A 23,614-nucleotide genomic window follows, 5' to 3' on the forward strand; every position below is an offset into this window, starting at 1 on the left:
AAGGGGAATGGCCTTGGCCGAATTCCGCATACGCTTCGATGGCGTCAGCAAATATTACGGACAGCAGTGTGTCGTCGACAAGTTGAGGCTGGATATCGAGACGGGCGAGTTCGTCAGTCTTCTGGGACCGTCAGGATCGGGCAAGACAACGCTCCTGATGATGCTGGCCGGTTTCGAAACCGCCACCGAAGGGCAGATCCTGGTCGACGGCTACAAGGTCAATGACGTGCCGTCGCACAAGCGTGACATGGGCGTCGTCTTTCAGAATTACGCGCTTTTTCCGCACATGACGGTCGGTGCCAATGTCGCCTTTCCATTGCAGATGCGCGGTGTCGCGAAGGCGGAAATCACGGAGCGCGTGACGCGGGCGCTGGACATGGTGCAACTCGGTGCATTGTCCGAGCGCAAGCCGACCCAGTTGTCGGGCGGGCAGCAGCAACGCGTGGCGCTGGCGCGCGCACTCGTGTTCGAACCGCGGGTGGTGCTGATGGACGAACCGCTCGGCGCGCTCGACAAGAACCTGCGCGAGCAGATGCAGCTCGATATCCGCGCGCTTCACCAGCGGCTCGGCCTGACGATCGTGTTTGTGACCCATGATCAGAGCGAAGCGTTGACCATGTCGGATCGGATCGCCGTGTTCAACAGGGGCAAGATCGAGCAGATCGGCACGCCTCGCCAGGTCTATGACGAACCGGCAACCCGTTTCGTGGCCGAATTCATCGGCGAAACGAACCTTCTCGAGGGCGTGGCGGAGGCCGTCGATGCGACGTCTGCCCGCATCAGGCTGAAGAACGGCGATCTCATCGACGTTTCAAGTGCAGGCGATATCGCTGCCGGGCAGGATGTTTCCGTTTCACTTCGGCCGGAACGCCTGTCGCTGGTCGAAGGCGTTGCCGCAGCTGGGCAGGGAAATGCCATTTCCGCGACGGTGACGGACTGTGTCTATCAGGGCGATCATTTGCGCGTGCAGCTTTCCGGAGCCGGCGACATCTCCTATATCGCGCGGCTCGATCGCAAGTCGGCGGAGCCGCATCGCGGTGCTCAGGTCACTGCGCTGTTCAGCCCGGGTGACTGCAAGGTGATCGCATCATGACGGCTAAAAGCTTTTTGCAGAAAAGCGGACCGTTTCTGCTCGTCGCACCGCTTTTCCTGTTCATCTGCCTGTTCTTCATCTGGCCGCTGGCAAGCGTGCTGACCCAATCCGTGTCGGACGATGCCGTTGCGCGGCTCCTGCCGGAAACCGCCAAGGTTGCCTCTTCATGGGATGGTGAAAGCGCGCCGGGTGCCGAACTTCAGGCGGCTTTCGTCGCCGATCTGCGTCAGGCAACCGACGAGCAGGCCGTTGGCGACATGGTTCGCCGGCTCAACAGCGCACAATCCGGCTTCAGGACGCTGATGAGCAAGACACTCAAGGCGGTGCAGGACAAGCCGGATGCGCCGGTGGATCTCGTGGCGCTCGATAAAAAATGGAGCCAACCGCAATACTGGAAGGCGATCACCGACGCGCTGTCGCCGGTCACCGACCGATATCTTCTCGCAGCCGTCGACTTGATGAGGAGCGATGCCGGCGAGATCGTCTCGCAGCCGCCGGAACATACGATCAACGTGGCGATCTTCGAGCGGACATTCTGGATTTCCGCACTGGTGACGATTTTCTGCGTGCTTCTGGGCTATCCTTATGCGTTGCTGATCACTGTCGCGACCGGGTGGAAAAAGCAGGCGCTGCTGGCCGCGGTGCTGCTGCCGCTATGGACCTCGCTTCTCGTTCGCACCGCCGCATGGTTCATCCTTCTGCAGGAACAGGGGCTGATCAATTCGGCGCTGATCGACCTTCACATCATCTCCAACCCGCTGGCGTTGATCTTCAACCGCACCGGGGTGATCATCGCGATGACGCATGTGCAGTTGCCGTTGATGGTCCTGCCGATCTACAGCGTGCTGCTGACCATCCCGAAAAACCTGATGCCGGCGGCCGCCTCGCTCGGCGCCCATCCGTTGCGGGCCTTCGTTCGCGTGCTCCTGCCGCTCAGCTTCAGCGGCATTGCCGCGGGCTCACTGCTCGTCTTCATGTCGGCGATCGGCTATTACATCACCCCCGCGCTGATCGGTGGCGCCGGTGACCAGATGATCAGCTCCTTCATCGCCTTCCATGCGTCGAATTCCGGCAATTGGGGCATGGCGAGCGCGCTCGGCATCGTCCTTCTGGTCGTCACCATCATTCTTTATGCCGTCTATGACCGGCTCGCGACGCAACGGGAAAGGAGCGCCTGATGCCCGCAAAGGCTATTCAATGGATCTTCGGGCTCCTGATGGCGGCATTCCTGATCATCCCGCTTCTGATCATGATGCCGCTGGCCTTCACATCGAGCCTGCTGCTGATCTACCCGATCCCGTCCTTTTCGTTCCGGTGGTTCGTCGAGCTGTTCACGGCACCCGCCTGGCAGCGGGCGATCGTCAACAGCCTGATCATCGGCACAGGCACGACCGTGCTGTCGACAGTGCTCGGCGTGTTGGCGTCGCTTGGCCTGAGGCGGCGGCTGCCGGCGATCGGCGGGCTGATCCGCACGCTGTTCATGCTGCCGATGGTGGTGCCGGTCGTCGTGCTCGGCATCGGCATGCAGATCCTGCTTGCCCGGATCGGGCTGGCGAACACGCATCTGGCGGTGATTATCGCGCATACGGTCGTCGCCGTGCCGTTCGTGATCGTCAGCGTGTCGGGATCGCTTGCCGGCATAGACCGGAAGGTCGAGCTGGCAGCGGCAAGCCTCGGGGCTTCGCCCGAGCGGGTGTTCCGCCGGGTGACGCTGCCGCTTGCCATGCCGGGCATCCTGACCGGTGCCGTGCTGGCGTTCGCGACGTCGCTCGACGAAGTGGTGCTGACGCTCTTCGTCGCCGGTCCGAACCAGCGGACGCTGGCGCGCCAGATGTTTTCGACGATCCGCGACAATATCAGCCCGGCCATCGCGGCTGCGGCCTTCCTGTTCATCTTCGGCACCCTGCTGATTGCAGCGATGGTGCTTCTGGTGCGCGGCAGGCGAGGTGCTGCTGCGGCATGATGACGTCGGATCGCCACTGAATGGGTCATAAGGCTCTGGTCGATAAAGCATCTGCGGGCCTCCGTGCCTGCAGATGCCGGGTTTTTGTCCGAAAGCGCGATGATATCTGCTTGCAAACCGTGTGGAAGCGGCTAGGGACAGAGTTGCGATATATCGGTATGGCGGTCCCGGAATACCAAGGACGGGAAGGCGAGCGGACATGAACAACAGTTTGAAGCGGTCTGATTTCCTTCCGGACAATGGTGCCGGCAATTCCGCTGGTCAGCCGAAGGCGCTCGCCGCCTATAATTACATCCGCCATGCGATCATCACCATGCGGATGGAGCCGGGAGCCACGATCAGCGAGAAGGAAACCTGCGCAGAACTCGGCGTGTCGCGCACGCCGATGCGCGAGGCGGTGCTTCGGCTGGCGCAGGAAGGGCTGGTCAACGTGGTGCCGAGCGGCGGTACGTTCGTCAACGGCATTTCGCTGCGCGGCGTGATCGAGGGGCACCTGATCCGCTCCAGCCTGGAATTGCGGATGGTGCGGCTGGCGGCACGGGTCTATGATCCGGCCCATGACCGTGATTTCGATCTTCTGATGTTTCTTCAGGGCAGTGCGGCCAAAAGGCAGGATCACGACCAGTCGCTTGCCATCGACAATGATTTTCACCGGTTCATCTGCATGCTGGCCGGCTTTCCGGACGTCTGGCAGACCATCCACAATGCCACGGGGCAACTGGACCGGGTACGCCGCCGCGCGATCCCGAGGTCGGGATATTTCGACGAGGTCGAGCAGGAACATCGGGGGATATACGAGGCCATCCGTGCAGGTGACGCCGATCTCGCCCACAGCCTGATGCGGCGCCATCTGGATGATACGGCAAAGGTCGTCGAATACGTGATTGGCGATGAGCCCGGACTGATCGTGCAGGAACCGGGTTTCGATCTGGCGAAGATCGACGTCATGCTGTCGCCGCAGCCATAGAACATTGCCGGCGAAACGGGACCGCCCACCTAGGCCGGTGCCCGTCGTTAATGACCTCAGTAACCGCTTTCGCGGTCACCGGGATTGAGCGGTTCCATCCCGTTCAGCACGCGTGTCGCGTTCTCGAAAATCTGCCCGGCAACATCCGCCGGATTGGGCATGGAGGCGACATGCGGGGTGACGAAGATCTTCGGATGATCCCATAGCGGGCTGTCGTTGGGCAGCGGCTCCTTGTGGAACACATCGAGGACGGCGCCACGCAGGTGCCCGCCGTCGATGGCGGCCAGCAGATCGGCCTCCACGAGATGTTCGCCGCGCCCCATATTGACCAGCGCGGCCCCTTCGGGGAGCTGCCCCAGAAGCCTGGCATCGAGGATGCCGCGGGTCGCACCGGTGAGCGGCAAAAGGCAGATCAGCAGATTGCAGCCGGTGAGGAAATCGGCCAGCTGTTCGGATCCATGATAGGTCGTGATGTCTGCCTCGGGCTTTGGGGAACGCGCCCAGCCGCGAACATCATAACCGAGCGCTTTCAGGCTGCGGCCGACGGTTCTGCCAATGGCACCGAAACCCAGAATGCCGACCGTATAGTCCTTGGCGGCGATCTGGTCGGGGCGCTCCCAGCGCCGTCCGGAGGCATTCTGCAGGTGGCGGTCCATCTCCCGGTGAAACAGCAGCGTCGACCAGATCGCATATTGCGCCATGCCAAGCGCATGCTCGGTATCCACGACCCGGCAGACCGGCACGTCGGGAAGATGCGGATCGGCGAATATATTGTCCAGTCCCGCCGCTATGCTGTGCACCAGCTTGAGGTTGGGCATGGTCGACAGGACGCCATGCGGCGGGTTCCAGGCGACGGCGATGTCCGCTTGCCGGAAATCCTCGTCAGGATATAGGCTCAGGCGGGCGTTGAGCGCGGATTTCTCGAATGCGGATTTGAGAAAGGTCAGGTCAAGCGTGCTGCTGACAAAGGCGATATGTGGGGTTTTCGCTTGCGTATTCGACATGAATTCCATTCCCAAGGGCATCCTTTTTCCCGGCCTGATCGCAGCCGGCGTCCTCATTTTCCGCATCTGATTATTTTTTGTGCGGACAGATTTTCCGTTTAACTTTTATGCAAAAAATCATCTGTCTTGCTTGACAGGCGCCAAGGGCCGGAGTCAAGATGACGCATCGATATATCGGTATATTGTAGTCCCGATGTGATCTCGAAGTGACGTCCGCAAGCAAACGAAAATCCATAAGGGGAACTTCATGCGACGACTGCTTTCTGCATCCCTAGCCCTTTTCCTGACGACGACCGCGGCCTTTGCCCAGGCTGTTCCCGGCGGAAAATTGAACCTGATCGTGCAGCCGGAACCGCCGAGCATCATGGTCGGCACGACGACAAACGGGCCGGCACTGCTGGTCGGCGGCAATATCTATGAAAGCCTGCTGCGCTACGACGAAAACCTCAAGCCCGAGCCGTCGCTGGCGAAATCCTGGACGGTTTCCGAGGATGGACTGACCTATACGTTCACGCTGCAGGACGGCGTGAAGTGGCATGACGGCAAGCCGATGACCTCGGCCGACGTGCTGTTTTCCGCCAATGACTATCTGGTGAAGATGCAGCCGCGTCACCGCAACCTGATGACCCATGTGGAAAGCGTCACCGCACCGGACGACAAGACCGTGGTGTTCAAGCTGAAGGAGCCCTTCGAGGCCTTCATCCGCGGCCTCGCCTTCTACACGATGCCGATCATTCCCAAGCACATCTATGAAGGCACCGATTACGCCACCAATCCGGCCAATGACAAGCCGATCGGCACCGGCCCGTTCAAGTTCGACGAATGGAAACGCGGCAGCTATATCCACCTGGTCAAGAACCCGGACTATTACATCAAGGGCAAGCCCTATCTCGACGAACTCTATTATCAGGTGATTCCGGACGGTGCGTCGCGCTCGGTCGCTTTCGAGACCGGCACGGTCGATATCCTGCCGGGTGGCTCGGTCGAAAACTTCGACATTCCGCGGCTGAAGGATCTGCCCAATACCTGCACGACGGAAAAGGGCTGGGAATATTTCGCGCCGCTGTCGTGGCTGTGGCTGAACAACCGCAAGCCGCCGATGGACAATGTCAAGTTCCGCCAGGCGGTGATGTATGCGCTCGACCGCGACTTCGCCAAGGACGTTTTGTGGAACGGTTATGGCAAGGTCGCGACCGGCCCGCTGTCGTCGAAACTTCCCTTCTACAAGGATGTCGCGCCGACCTATGCGCATGACCCGGACAAGGCCAAGGAACTGCTCAAGGAAATCGGTTATGACGGCAAGCCGCTGAAGCTTCTGCCGCTGCCCTATGGCGAGACCTGGCAGCGCTGGGCGGAAGCGGTCAAGCAGAACCTCGGTGATGTCGGTATTCCGATCGAGATCGAATCCACCGACGTTGCCGGCTGGAACCAGAAGACCTCCAACTGGGATTACGATATCGCCTTCACCTATCTCTACCAGAACGGTGATCCGGCGATCGGCGTCGACCGCAACTACAAGACCTCGCAGATCGCCAAGGGCAATCCGTTCAACAATGTCGAGGGCTATTCCAATCCGGAACTCGACAAGCTGTTCGACGAGGCGGCCATTGCCTACCCGGCGACCAAGCGCCAGGAACTCTACGATCAGGCGCAGAAGAAGCTGCAGGAAGACGTGCCGGTTGCCTGGTTGCTCGAGCTCGGTTTCCCGACGATCTATAACTGCAAGGTTCAGGATATCGTGACGACCGCGTCCGGCCTGCCGGAATCCATGCGCGACGCCTGGATCAAGAAATAATCGGCGCTCAGGCGGAGATCCGTCTCCGCCTGGTTCATCTCGCACCTGAAAATCTAGTAGGGGCCATTCTCATGCTGAGATTTATCTCGGGACGGTTGCTCAAGGCAGTCGTGATCCTGATCTGCATCACTGTGCTCAATTTCTTCCTCATCCATGCCGCACCGGGAGACCCGGCCGCAGTCATGGCAGGCGAAGCCGGTGATGCCGATCCTGCCTTCCTGCAGCAGCTCAGAGAGCGTTTCGGCCTTGACCAGCCGCTCTACATGCAGCTGTGGATCTATGTGTCCTCCGTGGTCCAGCTCGATCTCGGTTATTCCTATCGCCAGCAGCTGCCCGTGCTTCAACTGATCGGTGACCGGTTGCCGGCAACCCTGATCCTGTCGCTGGCGGCCTTCGTCATTTCGCTCGGGCTTGGTGTTGCTGCCGGTGCCTTCGCCTCCGCACGTCAGGGCAAGTGGGCCGACACGATCATCTCGCTCGTCGCTCTGATCTTTTATGCCACGCCGCTGTTTTGGCTGGCGCTGATGGCGGTGCTGCTGTTCTCCGTCCAGCTCGGCTGGCTGCCCGGTTTCGGTTACGAGACGGTCGGTGCCAATTATACCGGCTTGAGGCGCGCGCTGGATGTCCTGGAACATCTGATCCTGCCGGCGATGACGCTCGGCCTGTTCTTCATGGCGGTTTATGCCCGCATGACCCGTGCCTCGATGCTGGAAGTCGGCCAGCTCGATTTCGTCAAGACCGCCAAGGCCAAGGGCCTGCGTCCCGGCGTCATCCAGCGCCGGCATGTGCTGCGCAATGCGCTGCTGCCGGTCGTCACCCTGGCAGGTCTTCAGGCGGGCCAGCTGGTCGGCGGCGCGGTGCTGATCGAGACCGTATTCGCATGGCCCGGCATCGGACGGCTGATGTTCGATGCCCTGTCGCAGCGCGACTACAATCTGCTGCTTGGCGTCTTCGTCGTCTCGGCCGCCATGGTCCTGTTGTTCAACCTCATCACAGACGTGCTTTATCGTCTCGTCGATCCGCGCATCAAGGTGACGTCATGAAGGATTTCTGGAAACGTTTTTCGCAGAACCGGGGTGCCGTTGTCGGTCTGGTCATTCTGCTTCTCGTCGTGGTTCTGTCGGTCGTCGCGCCGTTCATCTACACCAAGTCGCCCTGGGCGATGGTGCAGCGTCCTTTCATTGCTCCATTTGCGATGAACGGCTTCCTGCTCGGCACCGATCCGATGGGCCGCGATCTTGCCGCGGGCCTTGCCCATGGGGCGCGCGTCTCGTTGCTGATCGGCCTGGTGTCGACCGTGGTGTCGCTGCTGATCGGCATTCCGATCGGCGCAATTGCCGGCTATTTCGGCGGTTGGGTGGATGACGTACTGATGCGCTTCACGGAATTTTTCCAGAGCGTGCCGAGCTTTGCGCTGGCCGTGGTGCTGGTGGCGATCTTTCAGCCGAACATCACCTCGATTGTCATCTCGATCGCCATCGTTTCATGGCCGCCGGTCGCACGGCTCTTGCGCGGCGAAGTGATGTCGCTCCGGTCGCGTGAATTCGTCGAGGCGGCCGTGCTGTCGGGCCAGACGCATGCGACGATCATCTGGCGGCAGATCCTGCCCAACACGCTGTCGCCGATCATCGTGCTTGCCTCGATGATGGTCGCGGCGGCGATCCTGATCGAGAGCTCGCTTTCCTTCCTCGGTCTCGGCGACCGCAACGTGATGTCCTGGGGTTATATCATCGGGGCCGGCCGCACCGTCATCCGTCAGGCCTGGTGGGTCAGCTTCTTCCCGGGTCTTGCTATCCTGCTCACCGTGCTGGCGCTCAATCTCGTCGGCGAAGGGCTGAACGACGCCCTCAATCCGCGCCTTGCGCGCAAGGGGAGGTAATCATGGCAGACACTATCGCAACGAACGCCGTGACATCCGACGATATCGTGGCGCCAGCCGTCATCCATCCGGGCGCATTGAAGGAAGAGGGCCGCGGCGAACCGGTCGTGTTCATTGACAGGCTCAGCATCGCGCTGCCCGACGGTGCAGACCGCCCCTATGCGGTGGACCGCGTTTCCTTCAAGCTCTATCCAGGCGAGATGCTTTGCGTCGTCGGTGAAAGCGGCTCGGGCAAGTCGATGTCGGCCAATGCGCTGATGGGACTTCTGCCCGATACGGTGCGCGTCGCACAGGGCCGTATCCTGCTCGATGATGTAGACCTGATCACCATGCCGTCGGATGCGCTTTACGGCATTCGCGGGCGCCGGGTGGCGATGATCTTCCAGGAGCCGATGTCGGCGCTCAACCCGCTGATGAAGGTGTCGGCGCAGATCGAGGAAGTGTTCGAGGCGCACGGCCTTCTGACGCCGAAGGAGCGGAAGGCAAAGGCGCTGTCACTGCTGACCGAGGTCGGGTTGCCCGATCCGCCGCGGGCGGCCGACAGCTACCCGTTCCAGCTTTCGGGTGGCCAGCGGCAGCGCGTGATGATTGCCATGGCGCTGGCGCTCGAGCCGGAAGTGCTGGTCGCCGATGAGCCGACCACGGCGCTCGACGTGACGACCCAGGCGCAGATCCTGAAACTGATCGCCAAGCTCCAGAAGGAGCGCAACATGGCGGTGATGTTCATCACCCACGATTTCGGCGTCGTGGCCGAGATCGCCGATTATGTGACGGTGATGCAGCTCGGCCGTATCGTCGAGCAGGGAACGGCGGAAGAGGTGCTGTTTTCGCCGCAGCATCCCTATACGAAGAAGCTGATCGCGGCGATCCCGCGGCCCGGTGAAGGGGTCGCGAGTGTCGATGTCCGCGAGCCGCTGCTGGCTGTCGAAAATCTCTCCAAGACCTATCGGATGGGCGGCGGGCTGTTTTCCAAGCAGCGGTCCGTTCATGCGGTGAAGGACGTCTCCTTCACGCTGGGTCGTGGCGAAACGCTCGGCATTGTCGGCGAAAGCGGGTCGGGCAAGTCCTCGGTCGGCCGTTGCCTGGTGCGCCTGCAGGATCCCGACAGCGGTCGCGTGCTGCTCGGTGGGCAGGACATGGCGCATCTCAAAGGCGCCGAGCTGCGTGCCATGCGTCGGCGCATGCAGATGATCTTCCAGGATCCCTATTCGTCGCTCAATCCACGCGAAAAGGTCGGGCGCATCATCGCGTCGGGTCCGATCGCCTATGGCGAGAACGAGAGACAAGCGCTTACACGCGCTGCGGAGCTTATGGACATGGTCGGGCTCGATCCAAAGGGGGTGAACCGTTTCCCGCACGAGTTTTCCGGCGGCCAGCGGCAGCGTATCGGCATTGCCCGCGCGCTGGCTCTGGAACCGGAGATCATCATCGCGGACGAGGCGGTGTCGGCGCTCGACGTGTCGATCCAGGCCCAGGTGCTCGAACTTCTCGGCCAGCTGAAGAAGGACCTCAACCTTTCGCTCGTGTTCATCACCCATGACTTGCGGGTCGCAGCCAAGATCTGCGATCGGGTGATGGTGATGCAGAAGGGCGAGGTGGTGGAACTGGGAACCGGAAGCCAGATCTTCGATGCTCCCGAAAATGCCTATACGAAAAGCCTGATCGAGGCCATTCCCGGTCGGGCAAAGGAAGCGCTGATGACGGCCTGAAGCCGTCCGGCATCAACATCATATGGGCCAATTTCGCCCGAACCGTTCAATGGAGAGAGACCGATGACGATCAAGCCGAATTCGATTGAAGGCCGCGACATGGCCTACCAGATGCACCCGAACGTCAACCTGCGCAAATACGAAAAGACTGGCGGTCTGGTGATCGAGAGCGGCGACGGCATCTACGTTACCGACAGCCACGGCAAGCGTTATATCGAGGGCATGGCCGGTCTTTGGTCGGTGGCGCTCGGCTTCGGCGAAAAGCGTCTGGCGGAAGTCGCCAAGGCGCAGATGGAAAAGCTGCCCTACTACCACACCTTCTCCTACAAGACGCATGGTCCGTCGATCGATCTCGCCGAAATGCTGATCGAGATCGCGCCGGTGCCGATGTCGAAGGTCCACTTCACCTCGTCGGGTTCGGAAGCCAACGACCTTGCGGTGAAGATGGTCTGGTACCGTTCCAACGCGCTCGGCAAGAAGGACAAGAAGAAGATCATCGGCCGCGTCAAAGGGTATCACGGCGTGACGATCGCGTCCGCCTCGCTCACCGGCCTGCCGCGCAATCATGAAAGCTTCGACCTGCCGCTCGACCGGATGGTCCACACGTCCTGCCCGTCCTATGTCCATTTCGGACTGGAAGGCGAAAGCGAAGCCGATTTCACCACGCGCATCCTCAAGGATCTCGAAGACTTGATCCTCAAGGAAGGTCCGGACACGATCGCCGCCTTCTGGGGCGAGCCGGTGATGGGCGCCGGTGGTGTGCTGGTTCCGCCGACTGGCTACTGGGCCGGCGTTCAGGAAATCCTGAAGAAATACGACATCCTTCTCGTCGCCGACGAAGTCATTTGCGGTTTCGGCCGTACCGGCAAGATGTTCGCCTGCGAAACGCTCGGCATCACGCCGGACGTACTGGTCGTCTCGAAGCAGATCTCGTCGTCCTACATGCCGCTGTCGGCAATCCTGATGAACGACAGCTTCTACCAGCCGATCGCCGATGAATCCGATCGTATCGGCGTGTTCGGTCATGGCTACACGGCATCGGGTCATCCGGTTGCAACCGCTGTCGGGCTTGAAAACCTGAAGATCATCCAGGAGCGTGACCTGGTCGGAAATGCCGCCCGTCTGGAAGAGAAGTTCCTTTCCGGTCTCGAAGCGCTTGCCCAGCATCCGCTGTCGCATTCGTCGCGCGGCATCGGCCTGCTCGGCGCGCTCGAAATCAAGCCATGGGCCGATGGCAAGCCGGGTGATGCGGCGGCTGCCGTTTCGGCCGCCTGCGAGGAAGAAGGCCTGATCGTCCGCAACATTGCCGAAGCCATCTGCTTCTGCCCGCCGATGATCATCACCTCGGAACAGATCGACGACATGTTTGCCGCCGTCAGCCGTGCGCTCGACAAGGTCGCAGCGACGCGCGCCTAACGCGAAGGATTGGACATCATGACCAAGATTGAAAAGACCGATCTCGGCGAAATGACTGCGGCACAGCTCTCCGAGCTGTTTGCCGCGGGCAAGGCCTCTCCGGTGGAGGCCGCGAAGGCTTCGCTGGAGCGGATCGAAAAATTCAACCCGAGCGTCAATGCGTTTGCCTATGTGGTGCCGGAACTGGCGCTTGCCGAGGCGAGAGCATCCGAGGCACGCTGGAAGAAGGGCGAACCGCTTTCGCCCATCGACGGTGCGCCGACGACGATCAAGGAACTGACGCCGGTCAAGGGTATCCCTTGGCGGCGCGGTTCGGCGCTCGGCGCCACGACCCCTTCGGAGAAGGAGTTCCTGATCATGGAACGTCTTCGCGCAGCAGGCGTCACCATTCTCGGCACGACGACGTCGCCGGAATTCGGCTGGAAGGGCGTCACCCACGGGCCTGCCTTCGGCAACACGCTCAACCCCTGGCGCACGGACCGTGCGTCGGGCGGTTCGTCGGGCGGTGCGGCGGTTGCGGCGGCCCTCAACATGGGCGTGCTGCATGAGGGTTCGGACGGTGCGGGTTCGATCCGCATCCCGGCTTCCTTCTCCGGTTCGTTCGGCATCAAGCCGACCTATGGCTGGATCCCGGCGGACACGGCAACGACGCTGTTCGAGCTTGCCCATCGCGGCCCGCTGACGCGGACGGTGGAAGACGCTGCATTGTTCATGAATGCGACGACGGGGCCGACGCCGAAGGCGCTTTACGGTTATTGCCCGACCCCGGTGCCGGACTGGCACGAAGGGATCAAGGCTGCGAGCGTAAAAGGCCTCAAGATCGGTTATAGCCGCAATCTCGGTTATGCCGAGGTGCAGCCGGATGTGGCCGCCGCCGTCGAGCGTGCGGCCAAGCGTCTCGCCGACATGGGCGCGATCATCGAAGAAGTCGATCCGGGCTTTTCCAATCCACAGGATGCGCTTCTGGCGCTGTGGTATGCGGCGGAGGCCCGTACCGTCGAGATGGTCAATCCGACGGAAGAGCAGAAGAAGCTGATGGATCCGGGCCTGATCGGCATCTACGAGAAGGGCAAGGCCTATTCGGCGATCGATTATGTCATCGCCGAGCAGGTTCGTGCCGATCTCAAGGTTACGATGGCGCTGTTCCACGAGAAATACGACGCACTGATGCTGCCGACCATGCCGGTGACGGCGATCGAGGCAGGCACGGATTTTCCGGGCGGGATCGAAGGCAAGGACTGGTCCGACTGGTCGCCCTTCACCTATCCGTTCAACATGACGGGGCAGCCGGCCGTGTCGGTTCCCTGCGGCTTCGATGCCGGCGGTTTGCCGATCGGTCTGCAATTCGTCGGTCCGCGTTATCGCGACGATATCGTGCTGGCGCTGGCGGCGGCCTATCAGGCTGCCTATCCGGAAGAGGTTCTGAACGCCCCGCGGGTTGCCTGAGCCACCAACAGGGTGCGGAGGCTTTATGCTTCCGCACCGTCGAATTCATAACAGCAGCATGAGGATGGGATAGATGGCCTCCACGGCAAGCCAAGGGGCGGCAAGCGGGCTTGGCGCAGAGCTCAAGACAGGGGCGACCGCCGTGCCCCCGGATCAGGCCGAGCGCATTGCCCGGGAAAAGTACGGGCTCACCGGCAAAGCCGAATGGCTCTGGGGCGAGAAGGACAGCAATTACCGGCTGACGCTCGACGACGGGACCGAATATCTCTTCAAGGTGCTCAATCCGGCCGAAAATCCGGCGATGACGAGCATGCACAGCCAGGCGCTTCTGCATGTGGAAGCCGCCGATCCGGGCATTCCGATCCAGCGGATCATCCGCACACTCGACGGCGAGGCGGATTTCCGCATGACCGATGACGAGGGGGCCACGCGCGGGGTGCGGATGGTCACTTTCGTTCCGGGCATCTCGCAGAAATCGCAGCCGCATTCGGCCATCCAGCGCCACCGCGTCGGCGTGTTGCTCGGGCGCATGCAGAAGGCGCTTGAAAGCTTTACCCATGAGGCGGCCAGCCATCGCATCACCTGGGACATGTCGCATGCGGCCGGCATGCGCGACCTTCTCTCCGCTTTCGAAGGGCATCAGGAGCGCAGCCGGCTTGAAAGCGCATTGAACGATTTCGAGGTTCAGATCCTGCCACGCATGGCCGACCTGCCGGCGCAGGTGATCCACAACGATTTCAACATGGAAAATATCCTTGTCAGCGAGGTCGATCCGGACACGATCAGCGGCATTATCGATTTCGGCGACATGGTGCATGCGCCGATCCTCTTCGATGTCGGTGTCGGTGCGGCCTACCAGATGGGCGATGCCGCCGATCCGGTCGAGGCGATGTGCGATTTCCTCAAAGGGTATTCGACCGAAAAGACGCTCACGCACGAAGAGATCGAGCTGCTTTACACCGCGGTGACCACCCGGATGCTGATGCGGCTTGCCATCCCGGAATGGCGCGGCAAGCTGTTTCCCGACATGCGGGAGCTCTACACGCGCAACAGCCCGACCGTCTGGGCGCAATTCGCCCGGCTCGATTCCATTCCAAGAGACGAAGCCATTGCGCGCCTTGCGGCCGCATGCCGTCGATAACGTAACTTCAGGGAGAGACAGATGAGCAAGCCAGCCACCACGATGATCAACGGCTTCGACGCCTCGCGCCTGAGCACCCTGCCGGAGCGCGAGCGGTCGATGGTCGAGCGCCGCCAGGCGATGCTCGGGCCATCCTACCGGCTGTTCTATGAGAACCCGCTGCATCTGGTGCGCGGCGAGGGCGTGTGGCTCTACGATCCGGACGGCAATGCCTATCTCGACACCTATAACAACGTGCCTTCGGTCGGCCATTGCCATCCGCGCGTGGTTGCGGCGATTGCCGAGCAGGCGGCAGTGCTGAACACCCACACGCGTTATCTCGACGAGAAGATCCTCGATTATTCGGCAAAGCTGCTGGCGACCTTCCCGGAGGAGATGAACCGGGTGATGTATTGCTGCACCGGCAGCGAAGCGGTCGATCTCGCCATGCGGCTTGCCTGCTATTATACCGGCGGTACCGGCATCATCATCACCGAGAATGCCTATCACGGCACGACGGCTGCAGCTGCCGCCATCTCGCCGTCGCTTGGCCCCAACATGCCGCTCGGAATGCATGTGATCACCGTGCCGGCGCCGGATGCCTATCGCGCCGATGGCAAGGATGTCGGCGAGACATTCGCGGAAGAGGTTTCCAAGGCGATCGCCTTCATGTTGCGCCACGGCATCAAGCCGGCCGCCTTCATTGCCGACAGCATCTTTTCGACGGACGGCATCTATTCCGAGCCGGCGGGCTTCCTCAAGAAGACGCTGGAGGTCGTGCATGAGGCGGGTGCGCTCTATATCGCCGACGAAGTGCAGCCGGGATTTGGCCGCACGGGTTCTCACATGTGGGGCTTCATGCGCCACGGCATCGTTCCCGATATTGCTGTGATGGGCAAGCCGATGGGCAATGGTCTGCCGATCGCCGCTGCGGTGATGAAGGGTGAAGTGCAGGACCGTTTCGGCCGCGACATCCGCTATTTCAACACGTTCGGCGCCAATCACGTATCGATCGCCGCCGCCAATGCCGTGCTCGACATCATCGATGAAGAGGACCTGATGGCCAATGCGCTGTCGACCGGCAATTACATGATGGAAGGCATGCGCAAGCTGATGCCGACATTCGACTGCATCGGCGACGTGCGCGGTGCCGGCCTGTTCCTCGGGCTCGAATTCGTCAAGGATCGTGAGAGCCGCGCGCCGGATGGGCCACGTTCGCTTGCCGTCGTCAATCGCATGCGCGAACACCGGGTGCTGATCAGTGCTGCCGGAATTCATGGCAACACGCTGAAGATCCGGCCGCCGCTGCCATTCGGCCGCGAACATGCCGACATCTTTCTGAAGGTGCTGGAAGAGGTGCTGCGCGAGACGAACTGATCGTGTCGTTGCCCCGCACCTCAAGACTGCAAAAGGAAAAGACCATGACCTCGTCGCCGAATATCAATACCGAACGCCTGTGGGCCGATATCATGACGATGGGGGCGATCGGCGGCACCAAGGGCGGCGGCAGCTTTCGGCCGGCACTTTCGGATGCCGACCGCGAGGGGCGCAACCTGTTCCGCTATTGGGCGGAAGAGGCCGGGCTGACGGTTACGGTCGATGCGATCGGTAACATGTTTGCACGGCGGGAGGGCAGCGATCCGTCGCTGCCTCCGCTGATCATCGGCAGCCATCTCGACACGCAGATGCCGGGTGGCAAGTTCGACGGGGTTCTGGGCGTCCTTGCCGGGATCGCGGTGATCCGGGCGCTGAATGCGGCTGGTGTCGTGACGCGGCGGGCAATCGAGATCGCCAATTTCACCAATGAAGAAGGCGCGCGTTTCCAGCCGGGCGTCATGGGATCGGGTATCTTTGCCGGCCTTTTGCCGCTCGACGGGGCTCTATCGCGCAAGGACGACGATGGTTTGATGATCGGCGACGAGCTGGAGCGGATCGGTTATGCCGGGCCGCTGGCGGTCGGCGGTCGCGCGGTTCACACATATCTCGAACTGCATATCGAGCAGGGGCCGGAAATGGAAAAGGCAGGGGCGATGATCGCTGCCGTTTCCAACAGCTCCTGGGGCTGCAGCGGCTTTATCGATATCAGCGGCGAGAACGGTCATTCGCAGACGGCGGCGATGTCCAAGCGGCGCAATTCTCTGGTTGCGGCGGCAAAGCTCATTCTCGAAATCGAGGCTATCGGGGCGGAAAACGAACCGGACGGCATGGTCAGCGCCACGGTGATCCGCAACTGGCCGAACAACCGCGTCAACATTCCACATCTGACGAAGCTCTCCTATGTTGCGGTGCATGCGACGGAGGAAGGCCGGGCGAAGATCGTCGCGCGGATCGAGGCTGCGGCAAAATGGATTGCCGAGGAGACCGGCCTCGTCATCGATGCGACGACCTCGCATTACCGGCAGCGGCTGGATCTGTCTGCAGAACTTTCAGGGCAGGTTCTCGAAGTGGCCGAGGGACTTGGCTACACGTCGATGATGCTGCCGACACTGACCTCGCATGATGCGCTGTCGATGACGCATATCTGCCCGACGGCGATCATTTTCGTGCCCTGCAGGGACGGCATTTCGCATAGCGAAAAGGAATGGTGCGAGCCGGATCAGGTGACGGCCGGAGCCAAGGTTCTGCTGGAGATGGCGATCAGGGTCGCCAACGAAGCCTGATGGACTGAGACGCCCGTCTTTTGCGGCAGAGATAAACGATATAATAGGATGTTCGGACGCGCCGGACGGTGCAAGCGAGGCCTGAGGTGAACTCATACGCGAAACTGGGACTGGATGACATGGGCGCCGTCGACGGAGCCGGCCTGCCCAAGGCGCTGTGGGCCTATAATGTCATCCGCGATGCGATCATCACCATGAAGCTCGCACCCGGCGAAACGCTGAACGAGAAGGAAACCTGCGCCGAACTCGGCATTTCCCGCACGCCGATGCGCGAGGCCGTGCTGCGGCTTGCCCAGGAAGGTCTGGTCAATATCGTCCCGAGCGGTGGCACATTCGTCAACAAGATCGTCATGCGCAAGGTGATCGAGGGCCATCTAGTGCGCTCCAGCCTTGAAATGCGCACCGTCAGGCTGGCGGCGCGCAATTTCGATCCGATCCATGAGCGTGATCTCGATCTTCTGATCTTCCGCCAGCAGGATGCGGCCAAAAGGCGTGACGTCGACGAGGCGTTCAAGGTCGACAACGAATTCCACCGGCTTCTGTGCCGGATTGCCGGTTTTCCGAATGTCTGGCAGACGATCCATACGGCGACCGGGCAGCTCGACCGCGTTCGTCGGCTTGCCTTTCCGAAGATGGGTTATTTCGAAGAGGTCATCGACGAACATACCGCACTTTATGCGGCGATCAGGACGCATGACGAGGACGAGGCCTCACGTCTTTTGAAGATCCATCTTGGCGGCATATTTGCCGTCGTCGAATTCGTCGTGCAGACGGATGCCGACATCATCACCGGCGAGGACGATGCCGTGTTATTGAAGGCGCTTGCCGAGGTGTAAGTGCCGTCCGCCTGATGTCTGTCAGGCGAGAGCCTTGTCATAGCTGATTTTGCCGTCGCAGATGGTGATGATCGGCCGGATCGAGGCCAGTTCTTCTGAGGCGGCAGCCTCTACATCGGCCGAAAGCACGACGATATCGGCGAGATAACCTGCTTTCAGCATGCCCTTGCGGTCTTCCATGAACTCCACATGGGCACCGGTGCTGGTATAGGCGGCCAGTGTTTCTGTCAGCGTCAGGCGCTGGTCAGGCAGATCGTCGGCCCAAAGCTGTCTCGTCATCGCATCATGAATGCAGCTCATCGGGTCGAGCGGCGAGACCGGCCAGTCTGTGGCAAACACGATCTCGGCGCCGGCATCGGCAAGCGTGCGCCACGCGAAGGCGAGTGGCCAGCGATCGCGGCCGATGAAGGATAGATAGGGTTCGAGCGGCAGGCCGGCATTGCCGGGCGGATGGGTCGGCTGCATCGAGGCGATGACGCCAAGCTTCTTGAAACGCGGCACGTCATCCTGATGGATGACTTCGATATGTTCGATGCGGTTACGGGCATCTCGCTTGCCGTTCGCGCCCGCTGCGGCTTCGTAGGCGTCGAGCACCATGCGCACCGCGCCGTCGCCGATGGCGTGGATGGCGACGGGCAGTTTCAGGCGGTCGGCCTCGGTGACGATTTCATTGAGATGTTCCTGGCTGAACAGAGGGTCGCCCTTCCAGCCGGGCTTGTGGGCGTAGTCGTCAATGAAAACGGCGCTTTCGCCCTCGGTCACGCCATCGATGAACATCTTGACGAAATCGCAGCGCAGCCGGTCGGTGTCGAAACGGTCATGCCAGGCTGCGGCTTTTTCCGACAAGTCGGAGAGCGGCATGAAGTTCTTCATGTGGTAGGGCATGCGCACGCGCACCGGCAGGCCGGATGTGTTCTCGATTTCGTCGAGGATTTCCAGCTGGTAGAGATTGCCGTCCATGTTCTGGATCGAGGTGATGCCCAGCGATGCGCAATAGGCGAGGCCATTCCTGATGATGGCCAGATCGATGGCGCGTTCTTGCGGGGTGACGCTGTCCGGTTCGCCACCGGTGCCGATGCCAAGGCCTTCGCGGCCGCCGGTTTCGCTGAGATCAAAGACCGGCTGCATGGCGTCTGCCTCGCGCAACTCGCCGGAGGCAAGGCCATCCTCACCCATCACCACTTCATTGCCGACGCCGACTTGCTTGCCATGCAGGAGGCCGGCCAATTCGAGTGCCCTGGTATTGGCCCAGGCGGTGTGATGGTCCGGCGAGATCATCGCAAACGGACGGTCGGAGATGACGCGGTCAAGATCGTGGCGGGTGGTGCGTTCCGTCTCCGACAGGATCGTGTAGTCGGCTGACTGGGCCAGAAGCAGTTTCAGCCTCGGGTTGGCGGCGGCGTATTCGTCCACTTTCGCCTTCAGCTCGTCGAAACCCTTGACCTTGTAAAGCGACAGCTGGCGAAGGCCAACGGAACCCATGAAGATATGCATATGGGCTTCGTTGAAGCCGGGCAGGACGGTGCCTCCTGCGGCATCGATCACGCGCGTTGACGGGCCTTTCAGGACCTCGATCGCGGCATTGGAGCCGATTGCCACGATCCTGTTGCCGGCGATGGCAACGGCTTCAGCTTTCGGTGCGGTCTCGTCCATGGTCAGGATGCGGGCGTTGAGGATGATGATGTCGGCCGGCGTCTGCATTTGTATTCCTCAGAGTGCCAGACGGCTCAGGGTTCGGAAAAAGGCGAGATTGTCCTGTTTCAGCTCGTCGTCGAGCGGATTGGGCTGCGACGACAGTTTAACGATCACGGCCTCGTTTTCAGGATCGACATAGAGCCACTGGCCGTGGATGCCGATGGCGCAATAGGCGCCGTCCGGCTCGCCGAGCTGATACCATTGGCTGCGGTAACGGCCGTTCGGCATGGTGGTGCTGTTGGATGCTTTCCAGGCTTCCGGATCGCCATTTTCCAGCATGTCGGCAATCCAGCCTTGCGGGATGATCTGCCGGCCGTCGATCTCGCCACCCGTGCGGATCAGTTCGCCGACGCGGGCGAGATCGCGGGCGGTGAGGCAGATACCGCCGGCGGTGCGGGCCGTGCCGATACTGTCGACCGTCACATAGGCATGGTTTTTGGCACCCATCGGCTGCCACAGAAGCTCCGACAGTAGCTCGCCATACCGGCGGCCGGTGACACGCTCGATGACGACCCCGAGCAGGTCGGCATTGGGCGACAGATAGGAATGCCCGCCGCCATGCGGCCGGTCGGCCTTTTTCAGCGTCATCAGGAAGGAGGCAAGCGTTTCGATCTCGAAGCCCGGCTCGACCGGGTTCCACAACATGGCGCGGCGATAGCGGGCGAACGGGCCGTTTTTGTCGAGATAGGTTTCCTCGAAATCGAGGCTGACGCGCATGTCGAGCACGTCGCGATAACGGCAATCCTCATAGGCGCTGCCTTTTGCTTCCGGCAGATAGGCGACGACCGGTTTTTCGGGGTCGATCAGGCCCTGCTCTTCAAGGATGCCGGAGAGGATGGCGGTGAGCGACTTGCTGATCGAGAAAACCAGATGTTTGGCATTCACATCGGCATGTGGGGCGTAATATTCGCCGACGATCCTGCCGCGCTTCATCAGCAGGAAAGCGTCGGTATGGGCGTATTTGAGAAAACCCTCGATGGTCGAGACGCCGTCCAGTTCGGTCTCGATCCCGCGGGCGAGGAATGGCTGCGAGGCCAGCGCCTCTTCCGCCTGTTCGGTGCCGCAGGAAATTTCCGAGGTCGGCACCAGTTCGCGGACGTTGTGGAAACTCCAGCGGCTGAAGGGTGTCTCGCGCCAGTTGGCAAGTGTCACCGATGCCCGGTCAACGGTGGTCATGTCTGTCATGCTATCCATGTCTTTGCTGACTCGGCAGCGTGGGGTTTTCCCACGCTGCCGGCCTCCCTGTTCGGCTTATTTCTGCAATTCGGTCCAGATCTTGGTGTAGAGCGCCTGGACTTCCGGCGGGCAGGCGAGGTTGAACTTGCCGGCGGCCTTGGCGCTATCGGGAATGTTGACTTCCGGTGCCGTCTTCATGTCTTCCGGCATGAAGGCTTCCGAGCCCTTGATACCGTTGGAATAACGGGCGAAGGCGGAAATCATCGCGGCGTTTTCCGGCAACATGATGAAGTTGAGGAAAAGCTTGGCATTGTCGACATTTTTGGCATCGGCGAGGATCGAAGCATTGTCCATCCAGATCGGGTAACCTTCCTTCGGATACCCGTAGACGATGTTCTTGTTGGCAAGCCGGCCGCGGAAGGCTGCCCCGTTCCAGTCGACGCTGGCTGCCAGATCGCCCTTGGTGTATTTTTCCACCGTGCCGTAATCCATCGAGATCCATTTCGGCTTGGCGGCGACAAGAATATCGCGGGCCTTTTTCAGGATCGTCAGGTCGCCGGTGCAAGGCTGGCCGCCGGCATAGGTGACAACCATGTGCATGACGTCGGACATTTCCGGCACGACATTGACCTTGCCGACCAGTTCCGGCGGCGGGTCGAGGAAGATCGCTGCGGTGTTCGGATCGCCGGAATAGACCGACTTGTCGACCGTCACGCCCGTCGTGCCCCACTGCCACGGAACCGAATAATGGCGGCCCGGATCGTAGGGAACGTTGACCCATTCAGGGTCCATGTTCTTGAAGTTCTCCATCTGGTCGGGGCGCGATTCGAGCAGCAGCCCTTCCTTGATGAAGATCGGCATGGCGCTGGCGGACGGCACGACGATATCGAAACCGTGGCCGCCCTGGCGGATCTTGGCGAGCGCCGTGTCGTTGCTGTCGTAGTCGGTCAGCGTCACCTTGACCTTGTAGGTATCCTCGAACTTCTTGATCAGTTCCGGATTGGTGTAATTGCCCCAGTTGAAGATGTTGAGCTCGCCATCGGCATGGGCAAGCGTTGTCGAGGCGAAGAGCGCCGCCAGACCGGCGACAAGTTTCAAGGCATGCTTCATGGTTCCCACTCCTGTTTTCAATCGGATTTTTCGTTGGATCTGCTGAGGAAGAAAAAGATCGTCACGACCGCCAGCGACAGCAGCAGAAAGACCGTCGAAATGGCATTCATCTCGGGCGTGATGGCGCGGCGCAGCTGGCCGAGCATGTAGGTCGGCAGCGTTTCCTGGCCGGCGGACTTGACGAATTCGGTGATGACGATGTCATCGAGCGAGATGACGAAGGAGAGCATCAGGCCGGCCAGGATGCCGGGCCAGAGCAGCGGCAGGGTGATGTAGCGGAATACCTTGAACGGCGTGGCGTAGAGATCGGCCGCCGCCCGTTCCAGCGCCAGATCCATGTTCTCCAACCTTGCCCGGATCGGCAGGTAGGCAAAGGGAATGCAGAAGGCGGTATGGGCGAGGATGAGGTAACCGATGCCGGAATAACCGGTCCAGACTTTTATGCGCGAAAAGAGGATGAGGAGTGCCACGGCAGTGACGATTTCCGGCACCATCAGCGGCATGTTGATGAAGGAATATTTGAAGGTGAGGCCGCGATAGGCGGCGGTGCGGGTGGTGGCGATCGCCGCCAACGTTGCGGCGATTGTCGCGATAATGGCTGCTGCTGCGGCAATCTGGACCGAACGGATGGCTGCCTCGATGACGAGGTTGTTGTTCCAGGCGGCGATGAACCAGCGGAAGGAGAAACCCTCCCAGCGGGCGATCGAGATGCCGGAATTGAAGGCGAAGACGACCAGCGTGAAGATCGGCACGTAGAGCAGGAAAAAGCAGAACATCGCGATCGTGGCGAAACCCGGCTGGATGCGGATATCGAAGCGTTTACGCATGGCCGCCTCCGGTCTTTCCGGCATTCCTGACGTAATAGAGCATGGCAAAAAGCACGATAATGACCAGCGTGATCGACAGCGCTGCGCCAAGCGGCCAGTTCTTGCCCTGGCCGAATTGCAGCTCGATCAGGTTGCCGACCATCAGGTTCTTGCCGCCGCCGAGAATGCGGGGAATGACATAGGACGACAAAGCCGGGATGAAGACGAGGATGGAGCCGGCGATGATGCCGGGTTTGACCAGCGGAATGATGATCCGCCACAGGACCTTGAGCCGCGTCGCATAAAGATCGTAACCGGCCTCGACGAGGCGGAAGTCGAGCTTTTCGAGGCTGGCATAAAGCGGCAGCACCATCAGCGGCAGATGCACATAGACCATGCCGAAGAGAATGGCGAAATCGGTATAAAGCATCTGGATCGGCGCGGAGATGATTCCAAGCTTGATCAGGATCGTGTTGAACAGCCCTTCGTTGCGGATCATTTCCTGAATGGCGAAGGCGCGGATCAGCATGTTGGTCCAGAAGGGGATGGTGATCAGGAACAGCCAGATCGACCGGTTATGCGGCGCACGGCTGGCGATGAAATAGGCGGTGGGGAAACCGACGATCAGGCACAGCACCGTGGTGATGACGGCAAGCTTCACGCTGCGCCAGAGGATCGTCACATGCGCATCGGCAAGCGACACCGTGTCGTCGAAAATGTCGCGCGAAAAGAAGACGTTAAACCAGCCCTGGCCGGACAGCTCCCATTTGACGTCGCCGTAGTCGCCGGAAGCGAGAACCGAATAGATCAGCACGATCAGCAAAGGGCCGACCGCTGCCACCGCGATGATGAACAATGCCGGCGCGCTCAACAGCCAGCGATTGGCGATTTCCTGTTTCTGTGCCGCCGAGGCGGCCTGTCTTGTCCGCTCGGTCATGT

General features: G+C 61.0%; 20 protein-coding genes. 14 read left to right on the forward strand and 6 right to left on the reverse strand.

Annotated features, from left to right (window positions below; translation table 11 throughout):
* Positions 1-13: 13 nt before the first annotated feature.
* The 4 genes from AC2GXZ_RS00130 to AC2GXZ_RS00145 all read left to right on the forward strand — a co-directional run bounded on the left by AC2GXZ_RS00130 (position 14) and on the right by AC2GXZ_RS00145 (position 4,023).
* A complete protein-coding gene (locus tag AC2GXZ_RS00130; RefSeq protein ID WP_483757092.1) occupies positions 14-1,093 on the forward strand; it encodes an ABC transporter ATP-binding protein in 1,080 nt (359 codons plus the stop codon).
* Complete coding sequence (locus AC2GXZ_RS00135; RefSeq protein ID WP_483757093.1) at positions 1,090-2,271, forward strand: ABC transporter permease; 1,182 nt, start codon at positions 1,090-1,092, stop codon at positions 2,269-2,271. The genes AC2GXZ_RS00130 and AC2GXZ_RS00135 overlap by 4 nt, the downstream gene beginning before the upstream one ends.
* A complete protein-coding gene (locus AC2GXZ_RS00140) occupies positions 2,271-3,056 on the forward strand; it encodes an ABC transporter permease (RefSeq protein ID WP_483757094.1) in 786 nt (261 codons plus the stop codon). Before AC2GXZ_RS00135 ends, AC2GXZ_RS00140 begins: the two co-directional genes overlap by 1 nt.
* A 199-nt stretch (positions 3,057-3,255) precedes the next feature.
* Positions 3,256-4,023 (forward strand): GntR family transcriptional regulator, encoded by a 768-nt coding sequence (locus tag AC2GXZ_RS00145; protein ID WP_483757095.1) that lies wholly within the window; start codon positions 3,256-3,258, stop codon positions 4,021-4,023.
* Positions 4,024-4,079: 56 nt separating this feature from the next.
* On the opposite strand, the gene AC2GXZ_RS00150 is transcribed toward AC2GXZ_RS00145, so the two are convergent.
* Complete coding sequence (locus AC2GXZ_RS00150) at positions 4,080-5,027, reverse strand: 2-hydroxyacid dehydrogenase (protein ID WP_483757096.1); 948 nt, start codon at positions 5,025-5,027, stop codon at positions 4,080-4,082.
* 247 nt (positions 5,028-5,274) lie between these two features.
* Here AC2GXZ_RS00150 and AC2GXZ_RS00155 point away from each other — a divergent pair, with 247 nt between their 5' ends.
* The 10 genes from AC2GXZ_RS00155 (at position 5,275) to AC2GXZ_RS00200 (ending at position 17,888) form a co-directional block, all read left to right on the forward strand.
* Positions 5,275-6,822, forward strand: coding sequence for an ABC transporter substrate-binding protein (locus AC2GXZ_RS00155; protein ID WP_483757097.1), 1,548 nt, complete (start codon positions 5,275-5,277; stop codon positions 6,820-6,822).
* Positions 6,823-6,893: 71 nt separating this feature from the next.
* The gene (locus AC2GXZ_RS00160) at positions 6,894-7,865 is read left to right on the forward strand and encodes an ABC transporter permease (RefSeq protein ID WP_483757098.1); all 972 of its coding nucleotides are present in this window, start codon (positions 6,894-6,896) and stop codon (positions 7,863-7,865) included.
* On the forward strand, positions 7,862-8,701 hold the full coding sequence (locus AC2GXZ_RS00165) for an ABC transporter permease (RefSeq protein ID WP_483757099.1): 840 nt from the start codon (positions 7,862-7,864) through the stop codon (positions 8,699-8,701). The genes AC2GXZ_RS00160 and AC2GXZ_RS00165 overlap by 4 nt, the downstream gene beginning before the upstream one ends.
* Positions 8,702-8,703: 2 nt before the next feature.
* Positions 8,704-10,410, forward strand: a complete 1,707-nt coding sequence (locus AC2GXZ_RS00170; RefSeq protein WP_483757100.1) for an ABC transporter ATP-binding protein — start codon at positions 8,704-8,706, stop codon at positions 10,408-10,410.
* 63 nt (positions 10,411-10,473) lie between these two features.
* Entirely contained in the window at positions 10,474-11,826 is a 1,353-nt protein-coding gene (locus tag AC2GXZ_RS00175; RefSeq protein ID WP_483757101.1) for an aspartate aminotransferase family protein, read from the forward strand.
* A gap of 18 nt (positions 11,827-11,844) precedes the next feature.
* Entirely contained in the window at positions 11,845-13,272 is a 1,428-nt protein-coding gene (locus AC2GXZ_RS00180; RefSeq protein WP_483757102.1) for an amidase, read from the forward strand.
* 73 nt (positions 13,273-13,345) lie between these two features.
* A complete protein-coding gene (locus AC2GXZ_RS00185) occupies positions 13,346-14,413 on the forward strand; it encodes a phosphotransferase (protein WP_483757103.1) in 1,068 nt (355 codons plus the stop codon).
* 21 nt (positions 14,414-14,434) lie between these two features.
* Complete coding sequence (locus tag AC2GXZ_RS00190) at positions 14,435-15,769, forward strand: aspartate aminotransferase family protein (protein WP_483757104.1); 1,335 nt, start codon at positions 14,435-14,437, stop codon at positions 15,767-15,769.
* 44 nt (positions 15,770-15,813) lie between these two features.
* The gene (locus AC2GXZ_RS00195; RefSeq protein ID WP_483757105.1) at positions 15,814-17,052 is read left to right on the forward strand and encodes a hydantoinase/carbamoylase family amidase; all 1,239 of its coding nucleotides are present in this window, start codon (positions 15,814-15,816) and stop codon (positions 17,050-17,052) included.
* A 119-nt stretch (positions 17,053-17,171) separates the two neighbouring features.
* Entirely contained in the window at positions 17,172-17,888 is a 717-nt protein-coding gene (locus AC2GXZ_RS00200; protein WP_483757106.1) for a GntR family transcriptional regulator, read from the forward strand.
* A gap of 21 nt (positions 17,889-17,909) precedes the next feature.
* On the opposite strand, the gene AC2GXZ_RS00205 is transcribed toward AC2GXZ_RS00200, so the two are convergent.
* The 5 genes from AC2GXZ_RS00205 to AC2GXZ_RS00225 all read right to left on the reverse strand — a co-directional run bounded on the left by AC2GXZ_RS00205 (position 17,910) and on the right by AC2GXZ_RS00225 (position 23,612).
* Positions 17,910-19,589, reverse strand: coding sequence for an amidohydrolase (locus AC2GXZ_RS00205; protein WP_483757107.1), 1,680 nt, complete (start codon positions 19,587-19,589; stop codon positions 17,910-17,912).
* A gap of 9 nt (positions 19,590-19,598) precedes the next feature.
* Complete coding sequence (locus AC2GXZ_RS00210) at positions 19,599-20,768, reverse strand: serine hydrolase domain-containing protein (protein ID WP_483757108.1); 1,170 nt, start codon at positions 20,766-20,768, stop codon at positions 19,599-19,601.
* A 66-nt stretch (positions 20,769-20,834) separates the two neighbouring features.
* Entirely contained in the window at positions 20,835-21,869 is a 1,035-nt protein-coding gene (locus AC2GXZ_RS00215; protein WP_483757109.1) for an extracellular solute-binding protein, read from the reverse strand.
* A gap of 17 nt (positions 21,870-21,886) precedes the next feature.
* A complete protein-coding gene (locus AC2GXZ_RS00220; protein WP_483757110.1) occupies positions 21,887-22,696 on the reverse strand; it encodes an ABC transporter permease in 810 nt (269 codons plus the stop codon).
* Positions 22,689-23,612, reverse strand: coding sequence for an ABC transporter permease (locus tag AC2GXZ_RS00225; RefSeq protein ID WP_483757111.1), 924 nt, complete (start codon positions 23,610-23,612; stop codon positions 22,689-22,691). The genes AC2GXZ_RS00220 and AC2GXZ_RS00225 overlap by 8 nt, the downstream gene beginning before the upstream one ends.
* Positions 23,613-23,614: the final 2 nt, after the last annotated feature.

The organism is Aliirhizobium sp. YIM B11859 (assembly GCF_057163345.1).